The sequence below is a fragment of the Pseudomonas sp. P4_C4 genome (assembly GCF_056402055.1).
Genome location: NZ_JBFUID010000051.1, coordinates 43,897 through 66,727 on the forward strand (window position 1 = coordinate 43,897; position 22,831 = coordinate 66,727).

Annotated in this window: 18 protein-coding genes; 10 read left to right on the forward strand and 8 right to left on the reverse strand. The window is 62.3% G+C overall.

Annotated features, from left to right (window positions below):
• The first annotated feature begins 140 nt into the window (after positions 1-140).
• The 10 genes from AC1DXW_RS23260 (at position 141) to AC1DXW_RS23305 (ending at position 13,564) form a co-directional block, all read left to right on the forward strand.
• On the forward strand, positions 141-1,565 hold the full coding sequence (locus AC1DXW_RS23260) for an amino acid permease (protein WP_477753770.1): 1,425 nt from the start codon (positions 141-143) through the stop codon (positions 1,563-1,565).
• Positions 1,566-1,838: 273 nt separating this feature from the next.
• The gene (locus AC1DXW_RS23265) at positions 1,839-2,630 is read left to right on the forward strand and encodes an enoyl-CoA hydratase/isomerase family protein (protein WP_477753771.1); all 792 of its coding nucleotides are present in this window, start codon (positions 1,839-1,841) and stop codon (positions 2,628-2,630) included.
• A gap of 40 nt (positions 2,631-2,670) precedes the next feature.
• On the forward strand, positions 2,671-3,831 hold the full coding sequence (locus AC1DXW_RS23270) for an acyl-CoA dehydrogenase family protein (protein ID WP_108215771.1): 1,161 nt from the start codon (positions 2,671-2,673) through the stop codon (positions 3,829-3,831).
• Positions 3,832-3,849: 18 nt separating this feature from the next.
• Positions 3,850-5,949 carry an acetate--CoA ligase family protein gene (locus tag AC1DXW_RS23275; RefSeq protein WP_477760499.1) on the forward strand — a complete coding sequence of 700 codons (2,100 nt, stop codon included), beginning with the start codon at positions 3,850-3,852 and terminating at the stop codon, positions 5,947-5,949.
• 10 nt (positions 5,950-5,959) lie between these two features.
• Positions 5,960-7,567 carry a 5-guanidino-2-oxopentanoate decarboxylase gene (locus AC1DXW_RS23280; RefSeq protein WP_477753781.1) on the forward strand — a complete coding sequence of 536 codons (1,608 nt, stop codon included), beginning with the start codon at positions 5,960-5,962 and terminating at the stop codon, positions 7,565-7,567.
• Between the two features lie 24 nt (positions 7,568-7,591).
• Positions 7,592-8,782, forward strand: a complete 1,191-nt coding sequence (locus tag AC1DXW_RS23285) for a pyridoxal phosphate-dependent aminotransferase (RefSeq protein ID WP_477753773.1) — start codon at positions 7,592-7,594, stop codon at positions 8,780-8,782.
• Positions 8,775-10,181: an aldehyde dehydrogenase family protein gene (locus tag AC1DXW_RS23290; RefSeq protein ID WP_477760500.1), complete on the forward strand. Its 1,407-nt coding sequence runs from the start codon at positions 8,775-8,777 to the stop codon at positions 10,179-10,181. Before AC1DXW_RS23285 ends, AC1DXW_RS23290 begins: the two co-directional genes overlap by 8 nt.
• Positions 10,182-10,268: 87 nt before the next feature.
• Complete coding sequence (locus AC1DXW_RS23295) at positions 10,269-10,979, forward strand: NAD(P)H-dependent oxidoreductase (protein ID WP_477753775.1); 711 nt, start codon at positions 10,269-10,271, stop codon at positions 10,977-10,979.
• A 262-nt stretch (positions 10,980-11,241) separates the two neighbouring features.
• Positions 11,242-11,697, forward strand: a complete 456-nt coding sequence (locus AC1DXW_RS23300) for a hypothetical protein (protein ID WP_477753776.1) — start codon at positions 11,242-11,244, stop codon at positions 11,695-11,697.
• A 256-nt stretch (positions 11,698-11,953) separates the two neighbouring features.
• Positions 11,954-13,564 carry a mechanosensitive ion channel family protein gene (locus tag AC1DXW_RS23305; RefSeq protein ID WP_477760501.1) on the forward strand — a complete coding sequence of 537 codons (1,611 nt, stop codon included), beginning with the start codon at positions 11,954-11,956 and terminating at the stop codon, positions 13,562-13,564.
• A gap of 50 nt (positions 13,565-13,614) precedes the next feature.
• Here AC1DXW_RS23305 and AC1DXW_RS23310 read toward each other — a convergent pair whose 3' ends face one another.
• From AC1DXW_RS23310 to AC1DXW_RS23345, 8 genes are read right to left on the reverse strand one after another with little or no spacing between them, the layout of a single operon-like run.
• Entirely contained in the window at positions 13,615-15,090 is a 1,476-nt protein-coding gene (locus AC1DXW_RS23310) for a family 16 glycosylhydrolase (protein WP_477760502.1), read from the reverse strand.
• 39 nt (positions 15,091-15,129) lie between these two features.
• Positions 15,130-16,182 carry a UDP-glucose 4-epimerase GalE gene (gene galE, locus AC1DXW_RS23315; protein WP_477753779.1) on the reverse strand — a complete coding sequence of 351 codons (1,053 nt, stop codon included), beginning with the start codon at positions 16,180-16,182 and terminating at the stop codon, positions 15,130-15,132.
• Positions 16,183-16,212: 30 nt separating this feature from the next.
• A complete protein-coding gene (locus AC1DXW_RS23320) occupies positions 16,213-17,631 on the reverse strand; it encodes an oligosaccharide flippase family protein (RefSeq protein WP_477760503.1) in 1,419 nt (472 codons plus the stop codon).
• A 13-nt stretch (positions 17,632-17,644) separates the two neighbouring features.
• The gene (locus tag AC1DXW_RS23325; RefSeq protein WP_477755835.1) at positions 17,645-18,598 is read right to left on the reverse strand and encodes a glycosyltransferase family 2 protein; all 954 of its coding nucleotides are present in this window, start codon (positions 18,596-18,598) and stop codon (positions 17,645-17,647) included.
• Positions 18,592-19,911, reverse strand: a complete 1,320-nt coding sequence (locus tag AC1DXW_RS23330; RefSeq protein ID WP_477755836.1) for an O-antigen ligase family protein — start codon at positions 19,909-19,911, stop codon at positions 18,592-18,594. The genes AC1DXW_RS23325 and AC1DXW_RS23330 overlap by 7 nt, the downstream gene beginning before the upstream one ends.
• Positions 19,908-21,020 (reverse strand): glycosyltransferase, encoded by a 1,113-nt coding sequence (locus tag AC1DXW_RS23335; RefSeq protein ID WP_477760504.1) that lies wholly within the window; start codon positions 21,018-21,020, stop codon positions 19,908-19,910. The genes AC1DXW_RS23330 and AC1DXW_RS23335 overlap by 4 nt, the downstream gene beginning before the upstream one ends.
• Positions 21,017-22,093 (reverse strand): glycosyltransferase, encoded by a 1,077-nt coding sequence (locus AC1DXW_RS23340; RefSeq protein WP_477760505.1) that lies wholly within the window; start codon positions 22,091-22,093, stop codon positions 21,017-21,019. The genes AC1DXW_RS23335 and AC1DXW_RS23340 overlap by 4 nt, the downstream gene beginning before the upstream one ends.
• A gap of 10 nt (positions 22,094-22,103) precedes the next feature.
• The gene (locus tag AC1DXW_RS23345) at positions 22,104-22,811 is read right to left on the reverse strand and encodes a WecB/TagA/CpsF family glycosyltransferase (protein ID WP_477755839.1); all 708 of its coding nucleotides are present in this window, start codon (positions 22,809-22,811) and stop codon (positions 22,104-22,106) included.
• Between the last annotated feature and the right edge of the window lie 20 nt (positions 22,812-22,831).

A 22,831-nucleotide genomic window follows, 5' to 3' on the forward strand; every position in this document is an offset into this window, starting at 1 on the left:
AATAATCGACGCAACCGCCGCAGCGCGGTCTTCGAAGCTTATTGGAGATAATAATAATGAATTGCCGTAAAGCTGATCCCTCCCTGCGCCGTGACGTCCTGTCGCGCGCTGCACACCTCATTGACTGCTGAGGTGCCGACATGAACGAAAATACTGATCGCAGCACTGATCATAAAGGCATCCAGCTGACCCGTGCCCTCAAGAGCCGTCACATCTTCATGCTGTCGCTGGGCGGCGTCATCGGCACCGGGTTGTTCATGGGCTCCGGTGTGACCATCAATCAGGGCGGCCCGGTGGGGGCGATCTTGGCATACCTGGTCGCGGGTTTCCTGATGTACCTGGTGATGGTCTGCCTGGGCGAACTGTCGGTGCAGATGCCGGTGTCGGGCTCGTTCCAGACCCACGCCACCAAATACATCGGCCCGGCCACCGGGTTCATGATCGGCTGGGTGTACTGGATGAGCTGGGCCACCACCGTCGGCCTGGAGTTCACCGCCGCCGGCATGCTGATGACCCGCTGGTTCCCGACGGTGCCGATCTGGTACTGGTCGGCGCTGTTCGTGGTGGTGCTGTTCGGTATCAATGCCATGGCGACCCGCGCTTTCGGTGAGGCGGAATACTGGTTTTCGGGGATCAAGGTCGCGGCGATTCTCGGCTTCATCGTGGTCGGCGTGCTGGTGATCCTCGGCGTGATGCCCCTGAGCAGCGGCGCACCGGCACCGATGGCGACCAACCTGATCGGCGACTCGCTGTTCCCCAATGGCTTGTCGGCGGTGTTCGCGGTGATGATGACCGTGGTCTACGCGTTCCAGGGTTGCGAGATCATGGGCGTGGCCGCCGGTGAAACCGATCAGCCGGAAAAGAGCATTCCCCGCGCCGTGCGCAACGTGGTGTTCCGCGTGCTGATCTTCTACGTGCTGGCGATTATCGTGCTGTCGGCCATCGTGCCGTGGCAGCAGGCGGGCCTGATGGAAAGCCCGTTCGTGCAGGTGTTCGACATGGTCGGCATTCCCTACGCCGCCGACCTGATGAACTTCGTGATCCTCACGGCGATCCTGTCGGTGGGCAACTCCGGCCTGTATGCCTCGACGCGCATTCTGTGGGCGATGTCGAAAACCGGCATGGCGCCGAAAAGTCTTTCACCGCTGAGCAAGCGTGGCGTGCCGCTGCGCGCCTTGAGCATCACCTTGTGCTTCGCGCTGGTGTCGTTGATGACCAGCTTCGTCGCCGCCGACACCTTGTTCATGGTGTTGATGGCGGTGAGCGGCATGGCCGGCACCGTGACCTGGATTGTCATCGCGCTGGCGCAGTACAAGTTCCGCAAGGCGTATCTGCGTGACGGCGGCAAACTCAGCGACCTGAAGTACCGCGCACCGTGGTTCCCGGTATTGCCGCTGATGTGCATCACGCTGTGCTGCTCGCTGTTCGTGTTCCTGGCCCTGGATGAAACCCAGCGTCCGTCGCTGTATTGGGGCTTTGGATTCATTGCACTGTGCTATGGCGCGTACTTCCTGATCCATCGCAAGCGTCAAGGCGTGTTGGCGCCGAGCTTGCCGACTGTGTAATTCCTTCAATCCAGCACATTCCCTGTGGGAGCGAGCTTGCTCGCGATGGCGGTACCAGGTTCAACATCACCTGTCACCAGTTGTTCGAAGTTGTAACAGCGCCAGCGGCTTACGCTCGCCCATCTATAAATAATTCAATAAAACCAATGTGTTACACGATTTTTTAGCTTGTTACAGCTCATTTCTCCGCCGATTGTCGCCTTACTGAACACTCGTTTAGTATGGCCTCAAGTCGCATCACCTCAGACCCATCACAATAATTCGAGGATTCCCATGACCACTCAATCGTCGCTGCTCAGCCAGGTCGAAGCAGGCGTTGCCTGGATCACCCTCAATCGCACTGCCCAGCGCAATGCGCTGGACATTCCGACGCTGAAAAACCTGCACGGCTTGCTCGACGCTTTCAATGCCGATCCGGCGGTGCGCGTGGTGGTATTGACGGGCAGTGGCCGCAGCTTCTGCGCCGGCGCCGACCTCGATGAATGGGCGGATGCCGAAGCCCGGGGCGCCCTGGAAACCTACGGCTGGACCGAAACCGCCCACGCCCTGATGACCCGCCTGCACAGCCTGGAAAAACCCACCATCGCCGCCATCAACGGCACCGCCGTCGGCGCCGGGATGGACCTGACCCTGTGCTGCGACCTGCGCATCGCCGGGCAATCGGCACGCTTCAAGGCCGGCTATACCAGCATGGCGTACTCGCCGGATGCCGGCGCCAGTTGGCACCTGCCGCGTTTGATCGGCAGCGAGCAGGCCAAGCGCCTGCTGTTCCTCGACGAGTTGTGGGGCGCCGACCGTGCCCTGAGTGCCGGACTGGTCAGTGACGTCTGCGCTGACGATCAACTGCTGACTGCGGCCAGCGAACTCGCCGCACGCCTGGCCGCCGGCCCGACCTTCGCCTTCGCCCAGACCAAAAAACTCATGCGTGAAGGCGCCGAACGCAGCCTGGCCGAGCAACTGCAAGCCGAACTCGCCGCCGGCCTGCTCTGCGGTCGCAGCGAAGACGGCAACGAAGCCCTGCGTGCCGCCATGGAAAAACGCCCGGCACGCTTCATCGGTCGTTGATTCCTCTCCATCTCCCAGAACACGAACAACAGGTAGCACCATGAATTTCCAACTGACCCAAGAACAAGAAATGTTGGTGGACTCGGTACGCAGCTTCGTCGAGAAGGAACTGCTGCCCTATGAAGAGCAGGTCGACCGCGCCGACGAGGTCTCCCCGGAACTGGCGGCGCAGATTCGCGGCAAGGCGATCGCCGCCGGTTTCTACGCCTTCAACATGCCCGAAGAAGTGGGCGGTGGTGGCCTGGACTATCTGTCCCAGGCGCTGATCGAACGTGAGCTGTCCAAGGTGTCCTGGGCGCTGCACGTGTTCGTCGCGCGTCCGTCGAAAATCCTCATGGCCTGCACCGGCGACCAGATCAACGACTACCTGTTGCCGTGTATCCAGGGTGAAAAGATCGACTGCTTTGCCCTGACCGAACCGGGTGCCGGTTCCGACGCCAACGCGATCAAGACCCGCGCCGTGCGTGAAGGCGACGACTTCATTCTCAACGGCAGCAAGCATTTCATCAGCCACGCCGGCCATGCCGATTTCGCCATTGTCTTCGCCGTGACCGACACCTACGAACACAACGGCAAAAAGCGCAACGCCGTGACCTCGTTCCTGGTCGACCGCAATACCCCGGGCATGACCATTCGCCGTGGGCCCAAGTGCGTGAGCAACCGGGGTTATCACACCTTCGAAATGTTCTTCGACGACTGCCGCGTACCGGCCAGCAAAGTGCTGGGCGAAGTCGGCAAGGGGTGGGAAGTGGCCAACGCCTGGCTGACCGCCGGCCGGGTGATGGTGGCGGCCAACTGCGTCGGTCAGGCCCAGCGCGCACTGGACGTGTCCTTGCAATGGGCGGCAGACCGCAAGCAATTCGGCCAGCCGATCGGCACCTACCAGGGCGTGTCGTTCAAGCTCGCGGACATGGCCACGCAAATCCGTGCCGCCGAACTGCTGACCCTGCACACCGCGTGGAAAATGGACCAGGGCACCATGACCGATGGCGAGGCCGGCATGGCCAAGCTGTTCGCCAGTGAAGTGCTCGGTCGTGCCGCCGATGAAGCGGTGCAGATTTTCGGCGGCATGGGCCTGATGGACGAAGGACCGGTGGAGCGCATCTGGCGCAACGCGCGGATCGAACGGATCTGGGAAGGCACCTCGGAAATCCAGCGCCACATCATTTCCCGCGAGCTGCTGCGGCCGCTGTTGCGCTGATCGGCCCGGAGAATTCCCATGTCCCAAACCATTCGTGACAACCTCAAACGCATGCTCGCGCCGCAACACGTGGCGTTCGTCGGCGGCCGCAACATGGCCCGCGCCCTCAAGCGCTGTGCCGAGGGTGGCTACCAAGGGCAGATGTGGCTGGTCAACCCGCAACACGACAGCCTTGAAGGTGTGCCGTGCGTGCGCAGCGTGGCCGAGTTGCCTTGCGGCCCGGACGCCGTGTTCATCGCCACCAACCGCGAACTGACCCTGACCTGCGTCGCCGAACTGGCCGCCATCGGCGCGGGCGGCGCGATCTGCTACGCCTCGGGCTTCGCCGAAACCGGCGCCGAAGGCCAGGCCCTGCAACAGCGACTGCTAAAGGCCGCTGGCGACATGGCCTTGCTCGGCCCCAACTGCTACGGCCTGCTCGACTACCTGCACAGTTGTGCGCTGTGGCCGGTGGCCCATGGCGGCAAGGCAGTGGAGAAGGGCGTGGCGGTGCTGACCCAGAGCGGCAACTTCGCCTACAACCTGTCCATGAGCGACCGTTCGCTGCCGGTGGCCTACATGGCCTCGGTCGGCAATCAGGCGCAACTGGGTGTCGCTGAACTGATGGACGTGTTGCTCGACGAGCCGCGCGTCACCGCCATCGGCCTGCATCTGGAAGGCCTGAAGAACGTGCCGGGTTTTGCCCGCGCCGCGCACAAGGCACTGGAGAAGGGCGTCCCGATCATTGCCTTGAAAACCGGCGTGTCGCAGATCGGCGCCGAACTGGCCTTGAGTCACACCAGTTCGCTGTCCGGTTCCGATGCGCTGTACGACGCGTTGTTCGACCGTCTCGGGGTGATCCGCGTCAGCGGCCCGGTGAGTTTTGTCGAAACCCTCAAAGCCGCGGCTTGCGGCAATCTGCCGGCGGGCAACAGCCTGATCGCGCTGGCCTGCTCCGGTGGCGACGCCGGGTTGATTGCCGACTACGCCGAACGCAACGACCTGGGCCTGCCGAAACTCGATCAAGGACAGGTCGGCGAACTCGCGCAAGTGCTGCCGAGCTACGCCAACCTGGTCAACCCGCTGGATTTCACCACGGCGATCTGGGGCGACGGCGAAGCCTTGAACCGCATGCTCGACAGCGCGCTGCGCACCGAAGCCGATGCGGCGATGCTGGTGCTCGACTACCCGTCGGAGTTCACCGGCGAGCGCAAGGAGTGCGACCTGCTGCTGGAGTTGTACTGCGCGGCACTGCAACGCCACGGCAAGACCGGTTTTGTCACTTCGGCCTTCCCCGAGTTGCTGCCGCCCCATGCCCGCGAGCGTTTGCACGCGCAGGGTGTCGCGGCGTTGCAAGGCGTTGAAGATGGCCTGGCCGCGTGGGGTCGCATCGCCGGTTATCAGCGCAACCGCCAGGCCTTGCTGGCCTTGGGCGAATCAGCATTGGTGCCGTTATGCCCGCAAGCGCTGGAAGGTGAGGGGTGTTTGCTCAATGAGTGGAACTCCAAACAGGCGTTGAAAGCCTTTGGCCTGCCAACGCCAAATGGCGTATTGAGCACCCCGGACAAGGCCCTGAAGGATGCCGAAGCATTGGGTTATCCGCTGGTACTCAAAGCGGTCAGCGCTCAACTGCCACACAAGACCGAGGCCGGTGCCGTGGCGCTGAACCTCAAGGACGGCGCGGCATTGGGCGCTGCACTGGAGAAGATGCGCGCCAGCATTGCCGCCTACGCCCCGGGCGTAGTGTTCGATCAACTGTTGCTTGAACCCATGGCCAAGCCGCCACTGGCTGAGCTGATCGTCGGCATCAAACGCGAAAACGATTTCGGCCTCGCGCTGGTGATCGGTGCCGGCGGCATTCTGGTGGAGTTGCTCAAGGACAGTCGCAGCCTGTTGCTGCCGACCACCGACGGCGCGATCCGCAACGCCTTGCTCAGTCTGCGCAGCGCGCCGTTGCTGCAAGGTTTCCGTGGACGCGAGTCTGCTGACCTGGACGCCTTGGTGACCGCGATCCGCGCCGTGGCCGATTACGCCTGCGAGACCTCCGCACACCTGCTGGAACTCGATGTGAACCCATTGTTGGTCGGTGCCCAAGGCACGACTGCGGTCGATGCGTTGATTCGCCTCGGCCACGAGTGAGGACATGAATATGCAAAGCAAATCCTTGACCGGTGGCCAGGCCCTGGTGCGTCTGTTGGCCAACTACGGCGTCGATACCGTGTTCGGCATCCCCGGCGTACACACCCTGGAGCTGTATCGCGGCTTGCCCGGCAGCGGCATCCGCCACGTCTTGACCCGTCATGAGCAGGGCGCCAGCTTCATGGCCGACGGCTATGCCCGGGTCAGCGGCAAACCCGGTGTGTGTTTCGTCATTACCGGCCCCGGCGTGACCAACGCCGCCACCGGCATCGGCCAGGCCTACGCTGACTCGATTCCGATGCTGGTGATTTCCAGCGTCAACCACAGCGCCAGCCTTGGCAAGGGCTGGGGCAGCCTGCACGAATGTCAGGACCAGCGTGCGATGACCGCGCCGATTACTGCGTTCTCCGCAGTGGCGCTGACCGCCGAAGATCTGCCGGAACTGATCGCCCGTGCCTACGCGGTGTTCGACAGCGAGCGCCCGCGCCCGGTGCACATCTCGGTGCCGCTGGACGTGTTGTCAGCGCCGATCGCTCGTGACTGGAGCAACGACGTAGTGCGTCGTCCGGGTCGTGGCCCGGCATCCGTTACCGCCATCGATCAAGCTGTGGCCAAACTGAAGGCTGCCAAGCGGCCGATGATCATCGCCGGTGGTGGTGCGCTCAATGCCACTTCGCAGCTACAGGACATCAGCACCCGACTCGCTGCGCCGCTGTTCACCAGCGTCGCCGGCAAGGGCTTGCTACCGCCGGATGCGCCACTCAACGCCGGCTCATCCCTGTGTGTGGAGCCGGGCTGGAACCTCATCGCCGAGGCCGACGTGGTGCTGGCGGTCGGCACCGAAATGGCCGACACCGACTACTGGCGTGAACGCCTGCCGCTCAATGCCGAGCTGCTGCGCGTCGACATCGACCCGCGCAAGTTCAACGACTTCTACCCGTGCGCGGTGGCGTTGCATGGCGATGCACAACAAACCCTCAGTGGGTTGCTTGAGCGTTTGCCCACCGACGTGCGCGACGCTGGCGCCGCCATTGCCTCGGTTGTCGCCCTGCGCGAAGCGGTCAAGGCCAGCCATGGACCGTTGCAGTCCATTCATCAATCGATTCTCGACCGTATCGCCACGGAGCTGCCGGACAACGCGTTCATCAGCACCGACATGACCCAACTGGCCTACACCGGCAACTACGCCTTCGACAGCCTGGCGATCCGCAGTTGGCTGCACCCCACCGGCTACGGCACCTTGGGTTACGGCCTGCCGGCCGGCATCGGCGCCAAGTTCGGCGCGCCGCAGCGGCCGGGCCTGGTGCTGGTGGGCGACGGTGGTTTCCTCTACACCGCCCAGGAACTGGCCACGGCTGTTGAAGAACTGGAGAGCCCGCTGGTGGTGCTGCTGTGGAACAACGACGCGCTGGGGCAGATCCGTGACGACATGCTCGGCCTCGACATCGAGCCCATCGGCGTGTTGCCGCGCAACCCGGATTTCGCCGCCCTCGCACGTGCGTTCGGCTGCACCGTGACTCAACCGCAAAGCCTGGCCGAGTTGCAGACCGACCTGCGCCATGGCTTCAAGCGTAACGGCGTGACCCTGATCGAACTCAAGCATGCCTGCGCGCATTGATCTGCATATTAAGGGGATGAAGCCATGCGCTTTTCCGATCTGACTCAACGAATCGCCGGTGACGGCGCCGCCGCGTGGGATATTCACTACCGCGCCCTGGCGCTGCGCGAGCAGGGTGAAGACATTCTGCTGTTGTCCGTGGGCGACCCGGATTTCGACACGCCACAGCCCATCGTGCAGGGCGCCATCGACAGCCTGCTGAGCGGCAACACTCACTATGCCGAGGTGCGCGGCAAGCGTGCCCTGCGTGAAGCCATTGCCAGGCGTTATCAACAGCGCAGCGGCCAATCCGTTTCGGCCGATCAGGTCACCGTGCTGGCCGGGGCGCAATGTGCATTGTTCAGCGTGGCCCAATGCGTGCTCAATCCAGGTGACGAAGTGATCGTCGCCGAACCGATGTACGTCACCTACGAAGCGGTGTTCGGTGCCTGCGGTGCCGTGGTGGTGCCGGTGCCGGTGCACTCGGAAAACGGTTTTCGCGTGTTGCCAGAAGATGTCGCCGCGCGTATCACTGCGCGTACCCGTGCCTTGGCACTGAACAGCCCGCACAACCCGTCAGGCGCGAGTCTGCCGCGCAGCACCTGGGCTGCTTTGGCTGAACTGTGCATCGGCCACGACCTGTGGCTGATTTCCGATGAGGTCTACAGCGAATTGCTGTTCGACGGCGAGCACGTCAGCCCGGCGAGCCTGCCGGGCATGGCCGAGCGCACCGCGACCCTCAACAGCCTGTCGAAATCCCACGCCATGACCGGCTGGCGCGTCGGCTGGGTGGTGGCGCCGCCATCCCTGGCCGCGCACCTGGAAAACCTCGCGTTGTGCATGCTCTACGGCTCGCCGGATTTCATTCAGGACGCCGCCGTGGTGGCCCTGGAAAGCAACCTGCCAGAGCTCGAAGCCATGCGCGAAGCGTATCGCCAGCGTCGTGATCTGGTGTGCGACAGCCTGGCCGATTGCCCCGGCGTGCGGCCGTTGAAACCCGATGGCGGGATGTTCGTGATGCTCGATATCCGCCAGACCGGGCTCAGCGCCCAGGCGTTTGCCGACCGTCTGCTGGATCGCCACGGCGTGTCGGTACTGGCTGGCGAGGCCTTTGGTCCGAGCGCGGCGGGGCATATTCGCCTCGGTCTGGTGGTCGGCGCCGAACCGCTGCGCGATGCCTGCCAGCGCATTGCCCGTTGTGCTCAAGAACTGATGGAGGCTCAGCTATATGCTTAACCACAAGGCGTTGTTTATTGATGGTCGCTGGCAGAAACCTTCGGGGCAGGGCATCGCCGAGGTGATCAACCCGGCCACCGGGCAAGTGTGCGGCAGCGTGCCGCTGGGTGATGAACTCGATGTCGAAAACGCCGTGGCGGCTGCACGCCGGGCCTTCGATTCATGGTCGCGCACGCCGTCCAGCGTGCGTGCGGGCTATATCCGTGCACTGGCCGATCAACTGCGCAAGCGTGCCGATGAGATGGCCTCGGTCATCACCATGGAGCTGGGCATGCCGGTGCAATGGTGCCGTTCGGTGCAGGTCGATGGGCCGATCACTGGCCTTGAGCAATACGTCGAACTGGCTCATCTCATGGACGAGGTGCGCGAAGTCGGCAATTCGCTGGTGATCCGCGAGGCCGTGGGTGTCTGCGCGTTCATCAACCCGTGGAATTACCCGCTGCACCAATTGATCGGCAAACTGGCCCCGGCACTGGCCGCCGGTTGCACCGTGGTGGTCAAACCGAGCCAGGAAACTCCGCTGCATGCCTTCCTGTTGGCGCAAATGATCGAGGACATCGGCCTGCCGGCCGGGGTGTTCAACCTGGTCAGCGGTCCGGGCTCGAAAGTCGGCGAAGCGCTGGCCAAGCACCCGGACGTGGACATGGTGTCGTTCACCGGATCCACCGGCGCCGGGGTTCGGGTTGCGCAAGCGGCGGCACCTTCGGTCAAGCGCGTGTGCCTGGAACTGGGCGGCAAGTCGCCGCTGCTGATCGCCGAGGATGCGGATCTGGCAGCGGCCGTGCGCTACGGCGTGCAGGACGTGATGATCAATTCCGGCCAGACCTGCACCGCGTTGACCCGCATGCTGCTGCCGGCCAGCCGCTACGCCGAGGCTGTGGAAGTGGCGCTGGCGCAAACCCTGAGCCTGCGCATGGGCGATCCCCTCGACCCGCAAAGCTTCCTCGGCCCGATGTGTTCGGCCGGGCAAAAACGCACCGTGCTCGACTACATCAAGGTTGGCCAGCAGGAAGGCGCTCGCCTGCTGTGCGGCGGTGACATGCCGGGGCGCGGCTTCCATGTCAGCCCGACGCTGTTCGCCGATGTCGACAACCGCATGCGCATTGCCCAGGAAGAAATCTTCGGCCCCGTGCTGTGCCTGATTCCCTACACCGATGAGGCGCAAGCGATCCAGATCGCCAACGACTCGCCGTTCGGCTTATCCAGTGGCGTCTGGGCCGGCAGTGCCGAACGCGCCTTGCACCTGGGACGGCAGATGCGCGCCGGTCAGTGCTTCCTCAACGGTGCGGCGTTCAATTATCACGCGCCGTTCGGTGGCTACAAACAGTCGGGTAACGGTCGCGAATGGGGTGAGGAGGGGCTGAACGAGTTCGTCGAAGTGAAGGCGATCCAGGTGTGACGGTTGGCGACTCAAACTGTTCATCACCCACGATGTTGCGACTCCACACCTTCAACCGATACGCCGGAAAAAGTCTAAGGAACCACCATGAAAGTACTGATCGTCCACGCTCACCCGGAACCGCAATCCTTCACCGCCGCCCTGCGGGACCAGGCTGTCGCCACCCTCGAAGCCCAGGGCCACGAGGTGCAGGTCAGCGACCTGTACAAAATGAACTGGAACCCGGTGGCCAGTGACGCAGACTTCTCGAATCGGGAAAACCCCGAGTACCTGGTCTATGCCCTGGAACAACGCCTGGGCGTGAAGAGCCAGTCGCTGGCGCCGGACATCCAGGCCGAGCTGGACAAACTGCTGTGGGCCGACCTGCTGATCCTCAACTTCCCGATCTTCTGGTTCTCCACCCCGGCGATGCTCAAGGGCTGGATCGACCGGGTGCTGGTGTCCGGCATCTGCTACGGCGGCAAACGCTTTTACGATCAGGGCGGATTGGCTGGGAAGAAGGCACTGGTGACCGTGACCCTGGGCGGGCGCGAACACATGTTCGGCGAAGGCGCGATTCATGGCCCGCTAGAGGACATGCTGCGGCCGATCCTGCGTGGCACCCTGGCTTACGTCGGGTTCGATGTGCTGGAACCGTTCGTGGCCTGGCATGTGCCGTACATCAGCGACGAAGCGCGCCAGCAATTTCTGGTTGATTACGGCCAGCGGCTGCAGCATCTGAGTGATGATCAGCCGTTGGTGTTTCCGAAGTTGGCGCAGTTTGATGACAAGCTCTATCCACTGACCACCAATGCCTGACTAACACCCCAACCCCTGTGGGAGCGAGCCTGCTCGCGATGGCGCAAGGACTCCCAACATAGATGCTGGCTGGTCGACCGCCATCGCGAGCAGGCTCACTCCTACACAACACCCACCGCTTGTTCGGAAGTCCTTCTCAGCGGAGCCATTGAACTACACTTTTCAGTTGCTCCACCCGATCGGCAGGCGACGCATGGCGTCGCTTGCCGCCGCCAGTCGACCCAAAGGCTTGCCCGTTGTGGCAAGCCTGTCGGAGGTCATCATGAAAAGGTTGTCACCCATCAGTCTGTGCCTTGCCTTGTCGGTTCTCAGTGCCCCGGGATGGGCGCAATCGGTGGTTCCGATGAAAGGGCAAAGTTCGCAACAAACCCAGGCCGACATCAACGAATGCAACAGCATCGCCGCCAGCCAAAGCGCCTCGACGGCTTCCACGCCTTCCGGCGGGAGGGTCAAGGGTGCCGCTGTGGGGGCCGCCGCTGGCGCAACGGCTGCCCAGGTACGCGGCAATCAGCATGACGAGGCTTATGACCGCGTCGACGATGACACGAAACAGGACTATCGCCAGAACCGCGCCAAGTCGACGGCAGCGGCCGGCGCTGTGGTCGGTGGTTCACGTCAACGCCAGGAACGCCGGGCGGATGCGAAAACCACCCAGACGAATACCGCGTCGGCCTACAGCAGCTGTTTGCAGGGCAAGGGTTATCAGGTCAACCCTTGAGTCAGGTACGGAACACACTGTAGGAGCGAGCTTGCTCGCGATGGTCGTCAACGATAACGCTGGTTGGCAGGTGCCCCGCGGTGCTCTCCGGTTTATCGCGAGCAAGCTCGCTCCTACAGGATCCCCGAGCTCGCTGTTTCAAGGAAGCAGGCGGATAAGGAAACTGCCTGTAGCTCTAATCTGACAACCGTTCATCGGTGAACTACGCTGCGATACGTACCCTCGATCTGAATTTTGTGACGTAAGGATCCGACACATGCGGAGCAGGCTGCTCGCTGTAATGGTTACTGTTTTCGGGATGTTTTGGTCGGTGCAACTGTGGGCCGAGGATGCACCTAAAGCGGTTGATGCTCCCGTCGAATTGAAAGTGGCCAACCGCAGCATCATGGTATTTCGCGCGACCATCCTCGGTGAAGCCCCGGCCTCGCGGGTCAAACGGGCGAAAGTGGTGATCGGTGAGGCGCTGGATGACGCCGACGACCTCAATGTCACCCTCGACCCGATCATGAAAAGCTACATGGTGCTGCTGGGTAGCCGGCGCGCCTTTATCGTTTCGCCCAAGGACTTCGACGAGACCGAATACGACTCGGTACAGCAGGCCGCGGAAGCCGCGGCTGACAGGCTGCGCCAGGTCGTGGCCGAATCCCGGGAAGCCCGTAGCTTGCAATTGATCCTGCGTTCCGTAGTCGCCGCGTTGCTCGCCACCGGCATTTACATCGCTCTGCTGTACGGCATGATGTTTTTGCGGCGCAGAGTGCTGAAGAAACTGCCCGAACTGATGCATCGGCACACCCAGGCCCTGAAAGTCGGAAAAGTTCCGCTGGTCGACGCCAATTACCTGTATCCCTTGGTCAGCCGCCTGCTGGAGCTGGTGCGCTGGATCGTCGTCGCGCTGTTTACGTACGAGTGGCTGGGCTTTGTCCTGTCACGCTTTCCCTATACCCGTCCCTGGGGCGAAAGCCTGAATAACTATCTGTTGGAACTCGGCGGCTATCTGCTGCAAGGGATCGTCGGTGCCATACCCGGGCTGGGCGTGGCGCTGGCGATCTTCTTTATCGCCCGCGGCGCAACCGCGTTCATGCGGCGGATACTGCGGCGCATGGCTGCACCGGGAACCGTCAGCTGGCTGAACCATGAAACCCTGCAACCGACCCAACGCCTGACGTCCCTGGCGATCTGGCTGTTTGCCCTGGCCATGGCCTATCCGTACCTGCCGGGTGCCGGCACCGATGCATTCAAAGGCTTGTCGGTCCTGATCGGCCTGATGATTTCCCTGGGCGCCACCAGCGTGGTTGGCCAGGCGGCGGCGGGGTTGATCCTGACCTACACCCGTACCCTGCGCCCCGGCGAATTTGTGCGCATTGGCGACTACGAAGGCACGGTTACCGAACTGGGCATGTTTACCACCAGCATTCGCACCGGCCTGGGCGAGGTGCTGACCCTGCCCAATTCGATGATCACCGGCACCGTCACCAAGAACTACTCGCGTGTAGTGCAAGGCCCTGGCTACGTGGTCGACACCGTCGTGACCATCGGCTACGACACGCCGTGGCGGCAGGTGGAGGCGATGTTGCTGGAGGCCGCAAAACGCACGCCGGGGATTCTCGAAGTGCCGCCGGCCCAGGTGTTCCAGACGGCATTGTCGGACTTCTACCCGGAATACCGGCTGGTGGCCCAGGCCATTCCCAGCCAGCCTCGGCCGCGAGCGGTGCTGCTGAGCATGCTGCACGCCAACATCCAGGATGTATTCAACGAGTACGGCGTGCAGATCATGTCGCCGCACTACCTGGGCGATCCGCAACAGGAAAAGTGGGTGCCCAGGGACAAGTGGTACCCGGCTCCTGCGCAAAAATCGAAGGAATCCTGATTCCGCCTGGAAGGGCGTACTGCGGGAGCAAAGGCACACATCAGCGCCGGTTACTGGCCTCGGTGCCATACCTTTAAGTAATCGATTGTGAAGGTGGAGGGCAGGTCAGCGTCGTCCACGACGCCGAACCATTTCCAGAAGGCCTCACTGTCAAACACGACTTGCATCGGGAAGTGCCAGTGGGTGTTTTTCGATTCCCTGACCAGCACGCCATCGACGTACCAGCGCAGGGTGTCGGGTTGCCAGTCGAACCCGTAGACATGAAAGGTGCTGGCCAAGCGCCAGGGCGCGGTCCAGGTGCTGCCATTGGCCAGATGTTCGCTGCTTTGCGGCGTGGCCCATACATGGGCGTTCATGTTGTACAGTCGGTCGAAAGCGCCGTTTCCGGTTTTGCCGCCGATTTCGAAGATATCGATTTCGGTGGCGTTTTCGGGCAGCCCCGTCCAGGCCAGCCAGAATGCGCTGGAACCGGCGGAATTCATCGGTTTGGCCCGGGCCTCGTAGTAACCGTACAACCTCCGCTCATTGGTATGCACCATCGCCGAGCTGTAATCCTTGAAGCCCAGTTTCGTGTACTTCTGCGGCAAGGTTTGCTTGCGGAACACGATGTCGAGATTGCCGTTGTCGACGCTGGCATTTTCCGGCATGAACAGGGCCGGTTTGCGCCCCAGCGAGTCGCTGCCCGTGGCGTTGTTGACGTACCAGCGATCACGGTCAAGGGTGTTGCCGTTGAAGTCGTCGGACAGTTGCGCGTCCAGCACCCAACGCCCGGCATTGGCCTGATCCGACAGCGGCAGGCTGGCATGGGTTTGCTGAGGCACCGGGCCCAGTGGGCCCGCCCGGGTCCAGACATCCGCTTGGCCGGGGATGGTCACCGCCCATTTGTTCGCCAGGTATTCGAACACCTCCCGGCGCTCTTTCTGAGTGATCAGCGGGCGGTCGTAAACCAGCACTTCAGCGATGTCGCCACGCAAGACTTCGGTGGTACCCACCACGTTGCGCGCCACGGCATAGGGGCCGATGGGCACATCATGGAGTTCCAGAAAATCCAGGGTTGGCGCGAAGGCTGTGCTCTTCTCCACGCTGAGTGCAAAGTTCGGCGCCACGTTGTCGTTATCGGCAAGCCGCGGGCGCGAGCTGAACTGGCGCTGCCAGGTGTCGCCGCCGGCCTGTTCGGGCAGCCGGCGGGACACCAGAAACACCGTGGCCGGGCCCTTTGCCACACGAATTTGTTTGCCGACGAATGCCGAAACGCCACTGAAACGCACCACGGCGTTGCCGTTGAGCGCGCTGTCGACGCGCAGCGGCAGTGACGTGGCGTTCGGGTTGTCGACGCTCGCATGGTTGGACTTGCCCGACTTGTCGTGCCAGCGCAGGACCCGGTTTTGCCGATCGAGGGACATCGTTGACCGATCCGCGCCGTCCAGCCACAGGACCAGGCCATTGGTCGCCGGACGCGCTGGCGTTGCCTGGGCACAACAGGCCATCGCGGCCAGCAGCAAAACCAGCCAGCATTCCCTGAGCATGTGAGCCCCCTGAAAGAGCGTGGAGGAGTGACGCGCCGGTCACCTGGCAAAGGCGGCCGACAACTCGACAGCGGGGCGGTAGCCGTAGGGATTGCTCAATTGCCAACGCCAGCTGTCCTGGATCATCTGCGCGAGGTCACGCCGGGCGCACCAGCCCAGGTCGTGCCGGGCCTTGCTGGCATCGGCCCAGCACTGGGCAATATCGCCGGCCCGGCGCGGGGCGATCTGGAACGGAATGCTGACGCCGGTGACGTCTTCGAAACTGTGGATCATCTGCAGCACGCTATAGCCGATCCCGGTGCCGAGGTTCCAGATGTGAATGCCGCCAGCACCGTGCAGCACCTGCAAGGCCTTGAGATGCCCTTCGGCGAGGTCGACCACGTGGATGTAGTCCCGCACGCAGGTGCCGTCGACGGTGGGGTAGTCATTGCCAAACACCGTCAGCTCGGGGATTCGGCCAATCGCCACTTGGGTCAGGCAGGGCAACAGGTTATTCGGCCGACCGTTGGGGTCTTCGCCGATCAGGCCGCTTTGGTGGGCGCCAATCGGGTTGAAGTAGCGCAACAGGGCGATGCTCCAGCGCGGTTCGGAGAGGGCAAGGTCAGTGAGCAACTGCTCGACCATGAGCTTTGAGCGACCATAGGGGCTGGCCGGAATGCCGGTGCCCGAAGCCTCGACGATGGGCGTGTGCGCCGGTTCGCCGTAGACCGTCGCCGAGGAACTGAACACCAGTTTGAACACATTGAAGCGCGCCATGACCTCACACAGGTTAAGGGTGCCCACTACGTTGTTGGCGTAATACTCCAGGGGATGACACACGCTGTTGGCCACGGACTTGAGGCCGGCAAAATGCACCACCGCGTCAATTTCGTATTGGCTGAAGAGGCTTTCGAGCAAGGCCGTATCGCGGATGTCGCCTTCAATGAAGCGGACCCGGGCATGGGCCAGGTGCTCCAGGCGCTCGATGGACTCGTGGCAACTGTTGCACAGGTTATCCAGCACCAGCACATGTTGGCCGGCGTCGATGAGGGTCAGCGCGGTGTGGGAGCCTATGTAGCCGGCCCCGCCCGTGATCAGCGTGGTTTTAGGCATTTTGGGCGTTCCTGTTTCAAGAAGTCAGGGTCAGCGGGCGGTGAAAACCAACTTGAATTCCTGCGGCCAGCGCGGGTGCAACACGCTATAGGCCAGCGCATAGGTCAGGGCACCGATGGCGATGTTGCAGGCCAGGTGCAAGACGCCTTGCAAGGCCAGGTGCGCAGAAGCGGTCAGCACCACAACCGCCATGACCAGCGAGGCGATCACGCTGCGGTAACCGGACTCGATGAACACGCCCCAGCCGTAACCGATGGCGGTGTTCAGTCCGCGAATTTGCAACGGCGTGATGAGCAGCATGCGCACCAGCAAGGCCAGTGCAGCGCCCATGCCGCCGCAGGTCGGGCCCAGCATATAAACCAGCCCGAGGGCGAGCAGGGCGGTGCTCACCTCGGCCTTGAGGGTGACGCGGGTGTGGTTGACCGCCACCAGCGCCGTGGTGGCGTACATGGCAAGGTTGCCGATGGCTGCGGTGATCGCCAGCACTTGCAGCATGGGAATGGCGTCGGCCCATTTGGCGCCGAAGATCAACAGGACGATATCCTCGGCCGTCAGCGCAATCCCCAGGAAAAACGGCGTGAGCAGAAAACCGCTGATCACCGTCGAGTCGCTGATGATCCCGATCAGTCGCGGCGGGTCGCTGCTGCGCCGGGCGAACACCGGCAAGGCATAGCTCATCAGTCCGTTGTAGATCGCCGAGCGCGGCAGATCGATGATGCGCATGGCCAGGTTGAACATGCCCACCGCATGGGCCCCGGCGGTCATGCCCAGCACCACGTTGACGCCACGTTGCAGGGTTTGTGCGCTCAGCGCATTGATCGCCACCGGGGTTCCGGTCTTGAGCAGTTCCCGCAGGAAAGGCCCGTCAATGTACAAAGCGATGCGCCGCCGGTCCCCGTTCATCAGCACCACGACGCAGACAAACTCCATGATCAGCGCCTGGGCGATCACCGCCCACGGGCCGAACCCCCAGAGCGCCACGACAATCCCGCCGACGCCGCCGACGATTTTCCCCAGCAACGTACGCGACGCCAGCCTCTTGAAGTTGCTGGTGCGGCGCATTTCCACGACATACACACGCGCTATCATGGTGAACAGAATCTTTACCGAGGCCACCGCCATCATCCATTGCAGTGCCGGCGAGCGCGTGTACAACATGGCCGCCAGGGAGATGACGCCGATGGACACGAGGCTGATCAGCACGGCAAACCAGAACGCCGTGCTGATGTGCTTGTCTTCCAGGCGCTCGGCCCGTACCAGCGGGTCTTCCAGTACCGACGAATAAAGCAGTCCGACCATTTCGACAATCGCGATGATCACCGTGCCCACGCCCAGCTCCGTGGGCGTGAGCAGCCTCGCGTAGACGACAAAGGTGATCATCGACAGGAAAATCAGGCCGAATTTCTCGGTGAAGATCCAGATCAGGGTAACCAGACGCTGGTTGGCCATGGCGGGCACCGGTTCAATGAGCGGTGGTTGACTCGGCGGTCCGGCCCAGGGTTCTGGCGCGGGCATAGAGGTAACGCAAGGTCGGTTTACCCCGGGCGAAAATCAGTGCCTGCCAGGAACACGCCAGCATGCGCCGGTACACGTTGATCACCTCGGCATGTTCACCGAAGCGGGAAAAGGCACAGAGGAAATCCGCGAGGTTGCCCAGCTCGAAATCGATCCGTTGTTGCTGGCTCAACTGCGCACCATAACGGGCGAGGAACAGCTCGATGAACCTGAGTTTGTGCGAGAAGTACTTTTTCGGTTGGGCGGTGATGTTGCCGCCGTTGACCGTCCGCCGCGCCAGGGTTTGCGGCACCGTGTGGATTTCCCAGTGTTCGGCGATCCGGGCCCACATCATGCGGTCCTCGGAATAGCGCAGGCTGGCTTCGAAGCCGCCGAGTTGTGTGAGCACATCGCGGCGGATCAGCACGGTGGAGACGCCATTGACGATGTTGCAGCGGATGAAATCATGGAAGTGCATGCCGCTCTTGTAGCGATCTTCCACAAACCGGGTGCCGTCGCTGTATTCAATCAGCACGTTGCAATCAATCAGCCCCACGGGCCGTCCCTGACGAAGCAGGTCGTCATACAGCGCCAGTTGCTTTTCGAGCTTTTGCGGATGCCATTGGTCATCGGCATCGAGAAACGCCACCAGGCTTTCTTCCGTGTGCCGCAAGCCATGGTTGCGGGCGCTGGCCGGGCCTTCATTGGCCTGATGCAACAACGTCAGGCGAAACGGCGCGGCGAAATCCTTGACCCGTTGCGGTCCGTCATCACTCGACCCATCGTCGATGACAATGACGTGATCGGGCAGTCGGGTCTGGTCGGTCAACGAGCCCAGCGTCTGTTCGATACTGTCGGCACCGTTGTACATCGGGATCACGACGCACACTGAATGCACCGAAGAGGGGCTTGGCTCTAGCACGAGGTTTTCTCCTTGCGATACGTCTTCGCGGGCCCACGGTAGTAGGCCCGGCCTGTTGTCGGTGACAGGTGCGGACGAGTCGCGTGATGGTGCCGAAACGAAAGGGCCAGGGTGCAGAACACCAGGAACTCGGCGCTGCGGTAGTTGGGAATCACGTACGCCACGTAGTTGGAGACGATGAACAGTCCGATGATCACCAGGGCACAGGCGCGCACCTGAGCCGACTGCGCGGAGGTGATCGCCCGGTACTGTTTGATCAAGGCTTCGGCAAACAGCAGCATCAGCGCCGCGAGTTGAATCACGCCGCCGTTGAGCAGGGTTTCCAGGTAGCCGCTGTGGGCATTGCCGATGTAGCCCCAGCGCTTGATAAAGACCTCGGCATCGTTGCTGGTCCAGAACGCGCCATAGCCGTAGCCCTTCAGGAACCTGTCGTCGATGAGCGGCGTGAGCAGTTCCCAGATCAGCGTGCGGTCGGTGAGTGACGAGTCCCGCCCGAGCAGGTTCAGCATCAACGTGTAATTGCCGTACAAAAACACGCAGATCAGGGCATAAACCAGTGTGGCGCCGAAGAACGCCATCATCGAACGGTTGACGCGCAACCGCACCAGCGTGAGGAAATACCCGTAGCTCGCCGCGCCAGCCACGATCAGGGCAATGGCGGTGGCGGACTGGGCCAGCCCGATGGCAATCAGCGAGAACAGTGCACACAGGATGGCCAGCAGGTTGCGTTGCCTGATCGCCGGCAGCAGCAACAGGATGCCGATGGCATTGAGCCGGGCGCCGGCGTTTTTCTCGGCAAAGATCCCTTTGAAGGCGCCGTCGCGAATACCGCCGGTAATGAACGCGATATCGGGGTTGATCACGGCAAAAATCAGCCCCATCAACGCCACGGCACCGATGACGCAGCCGAGCATGAGGGCGATTCTTTCGATGCTGTAGTTATAGGCAATGAACCCTGCGAAGCACACCACACTGATCATCGCGATATAACGCTTGAAGCTCAGTATCGGATCGTCGGACCAACTGATCGATGCCGCCACGCAGACCAGGAACACCAGAAAAAAGAAGTTGCCGCGGTAAAAGCTCTTGCTCAGGAACACCTTGTGGCGCACGAACAGGAACAACGGCACCAGCAAGGTGATCAGGCCGCACACCTGATTGAGCACGTTGCCTTCGAGGTCTTTTCCGACACCGTCCAGGGTCGCCACATTGCCCAGGCCGAGAAAGAACGACGTCACCTGGAAATAAAACAACAGGCCAAACAGCGTGAAGGCATCGCGCAGCGTGGAATACCTGATTTCCAGTTTGTTCATGACGACTGGCTCCCAAGCAGTGCAGCGAGGTAAGTCTGTACGGCGCGGCCGCTCATGAAACGGGCGGCGGCATCGATGCGGACCTGGCGATGCCGGTCCCTGGGCCGGGTCAATTCAATACCGATGGCCTGGGCCAGTGCTTGGGGGTCATCAACGTTCACCAGCGGAGCCACCACGCCATCTTCGAGAATGTCCTGCGGGCCGTAAGGGCAGCGAGTCGAGACCACCGGTGTGCCGGTCGACAGCGCTTCGACCAGGGCGTTGGGGCTGCCCTCGAAGCGTGACGACAGGACAAAACAATCGGCGGCGGCGACTTGTGCCATGGGTCGATCGGCATAGCCCGGCAGATCGAAGYGGTCCGCCACGCCGAGGCGGGTGGCCAGTTCAAGCAGCTCGGCCCTGAGCCCGCCCTCACCGAAAATGATCAGCCGGGCGTTGCGATACGGTAATCGGGCGAACGCCTCGACCAGGGTGTCAAAGCCCTTCTGCGGTGCCAGGCGACCCACGGCGACAATCACCGGGGTGGTTTTTTCCTGAAGCCAGCGATGCGTCGGACTGCCCGGTGGCTTGTCGCGAAAGTCATTATCCAGTACCGGATTGTCGGCAATGGTGACGTCCTGTGCGCGGGCGACAGTGGTCTCGACAAGGTCCTCGGCCACGCCGCGCGAGACGCAGATCACCGGGTTGGGAATCAGCCGGTACAGCAACGGCGCCAACCAGTAAGCCAGGCGTACACGCAATGAAGGATTGACGTGTTTATCCCGGGAAAACGCATTGCGCTCGCTGACATGCAATTGTGCCAGTGTCCCCGACAGCGTAGCGGCGGCAATGGCCACCACGTTGACGTGGGTAAGGGCGGCCAGTTGTGCGTCGAAGCGGTTCTGGCGCAGAAAACTGGCCAGCGCCGGCACCGCGCTGGCACTGCGGGCACTGTGCAATTCCACCTGTTTGACCCGAGGATCGACCAGCGCCACGTTGACACCGCCGCCGGTGAGCATCAGCAACGTCACGTCATTGCCGGCGTCAACCAGCGCACCGGCCAGGCGTGCCATCATTTTTTCGGCCCCGCCTGCGCTGAGGTCGTGCAGGATGATCAGCAACCGTTTCATCGATCCCACACCTCGTAGTAAGCCCGTGCGGCGTGCTCGCTGGTGTAGGGGCGCACGGTTTTGGCCATTGATCTTGCGCTGTGTGCCTTGAAACACAGGCTTTGCTGCAGCGCTTGCGCCAGGTCGGGCACATCGTTGACTCTCACCAGTTGGCCAAGGCGCCCGTTGTCGAGCAGCTCTCGAGGGCCGGTGGGACAGTCGCTGGCGAGCACGGGTGTACCGAGCGCCAGTGCCTCGATCAACACGGTGGGCTGGCCTTCAAAAAAAGAACTGAGGATCAACAGGCGTGCATGGCGGATCAGCGGGTAGGGGTTGTTCACGTGGCCGGTAAAGTGCACCCGGTTGGCAATGCCCAGTTTCCGCGCCTGAGCGATCAGTTCTTCGCGCAACGGGCCGTCACCGGCAATCACCAGATCGGGTACGTCCGGGTTGTGGATCACCAGGGCATAGGCCTGGAGCATCAAATGAAAGCCCTTGACCTCGACCAGCCGGCCCACGCCGATCCAGTATTCGTGGGGCAAGCCGTTGGGCAGTGGCGCCCGGGAGGCGTTGTGCAGTTGTTCGGTGACCACCGCGTTGGGGCAATAGCGGATGCGTTCACGCCCCCAGGGCATCAGACGGGCAATGGTCTGTTGCAGGTCATGGGACACGGCCACCACCTTGCCGCTGCCGCAAAGGTACAGGGCATAGAGCAGGCGCAGGCTGTGGACACCGGTTTTCTGTTCCGTGCAATCCAGGGCCGTGTGCCGGGTGTAGATGACCTGGCAACGGCTGCCGAGGGTGGCCACCCAGGTACACAGGTTGGCTTGTTCCTTGGCGCTGATCAGGTGAGTCACGCTTTCACGGCGAATGATCCGGCGCAGCAGCACAATAGACTTGATCAGGCCCAGGAGACCGTTACCGCCGCCGTCGAGGATTCGCGCCCCTGCTACATCCGGTGTTTCGCCGTTCATGACGAAAAAGCTCACACGCTGCCCATCCTTGAGAAACTGCCCGGCCAGGCGTTGCTGGACGCACTCGATGCCACCGCCGAGCTTGAAATCCTTGAGAGTGAACATAATGTGCACGGCCATTCTCCGGCGCTCAGGGCGTAGTGATGTTGATCGCGACTTTGTGGGACAGAATCATCGCCGCCAGTTGCAGAAAGTTGCCGGGGTAGTCGACCAGGTAACGCCTGATCGTGTGCGGCTCGCGGTACATGCGATAGAACGCCCGCAAGTGCAGGCGATTGATTGCTTCGGGGTAATAGACACCGTTGGTCATCGCTTCCTGACGAATGAAACCGCCGCAGGTAAACGCCACACCGGTGAAGCCGGCATTCAGTGCGCTTAGCACGAAGCGCTCTTGCAACCCGGCGCCCAGGCCCACGATCAGGATGTTGGCCCGACCCAGGCGAATGTCCGCCTGGATGGCCGCCGCCTGAGGCGCATCGAAGTAACCGTGGTGATAACCGGCAATCGGCAGCCGTGGGTAGCGTGTCTGCAGTTTGCGGATGAACAGTTCCAGCTCGGATTGCGTGGCGCCGACGATGTACACCCGCTTGCCCTGTTGTTCTGCGTCGCTGAACACCGGTCCGGCAATCGAGGTGAAGTCGAAACTGACCCGCGCGATGGATCGCCCGGTGACTTGCGACATGAAACTCGACATCAGCATGCCGTCGCAAAAGTAGGCGATAGCATCAGGCGGGTGCTGGAAAAAACTGCCGATCGACGCGAAGTTGATAAAGGAAAACGCTTTGTTGGCCTCGAGCAGGGCCGGCGAATACTGGCCGATCAAATCCAGCCGGATCATGGCCCGTCTCCCGGTGCCAC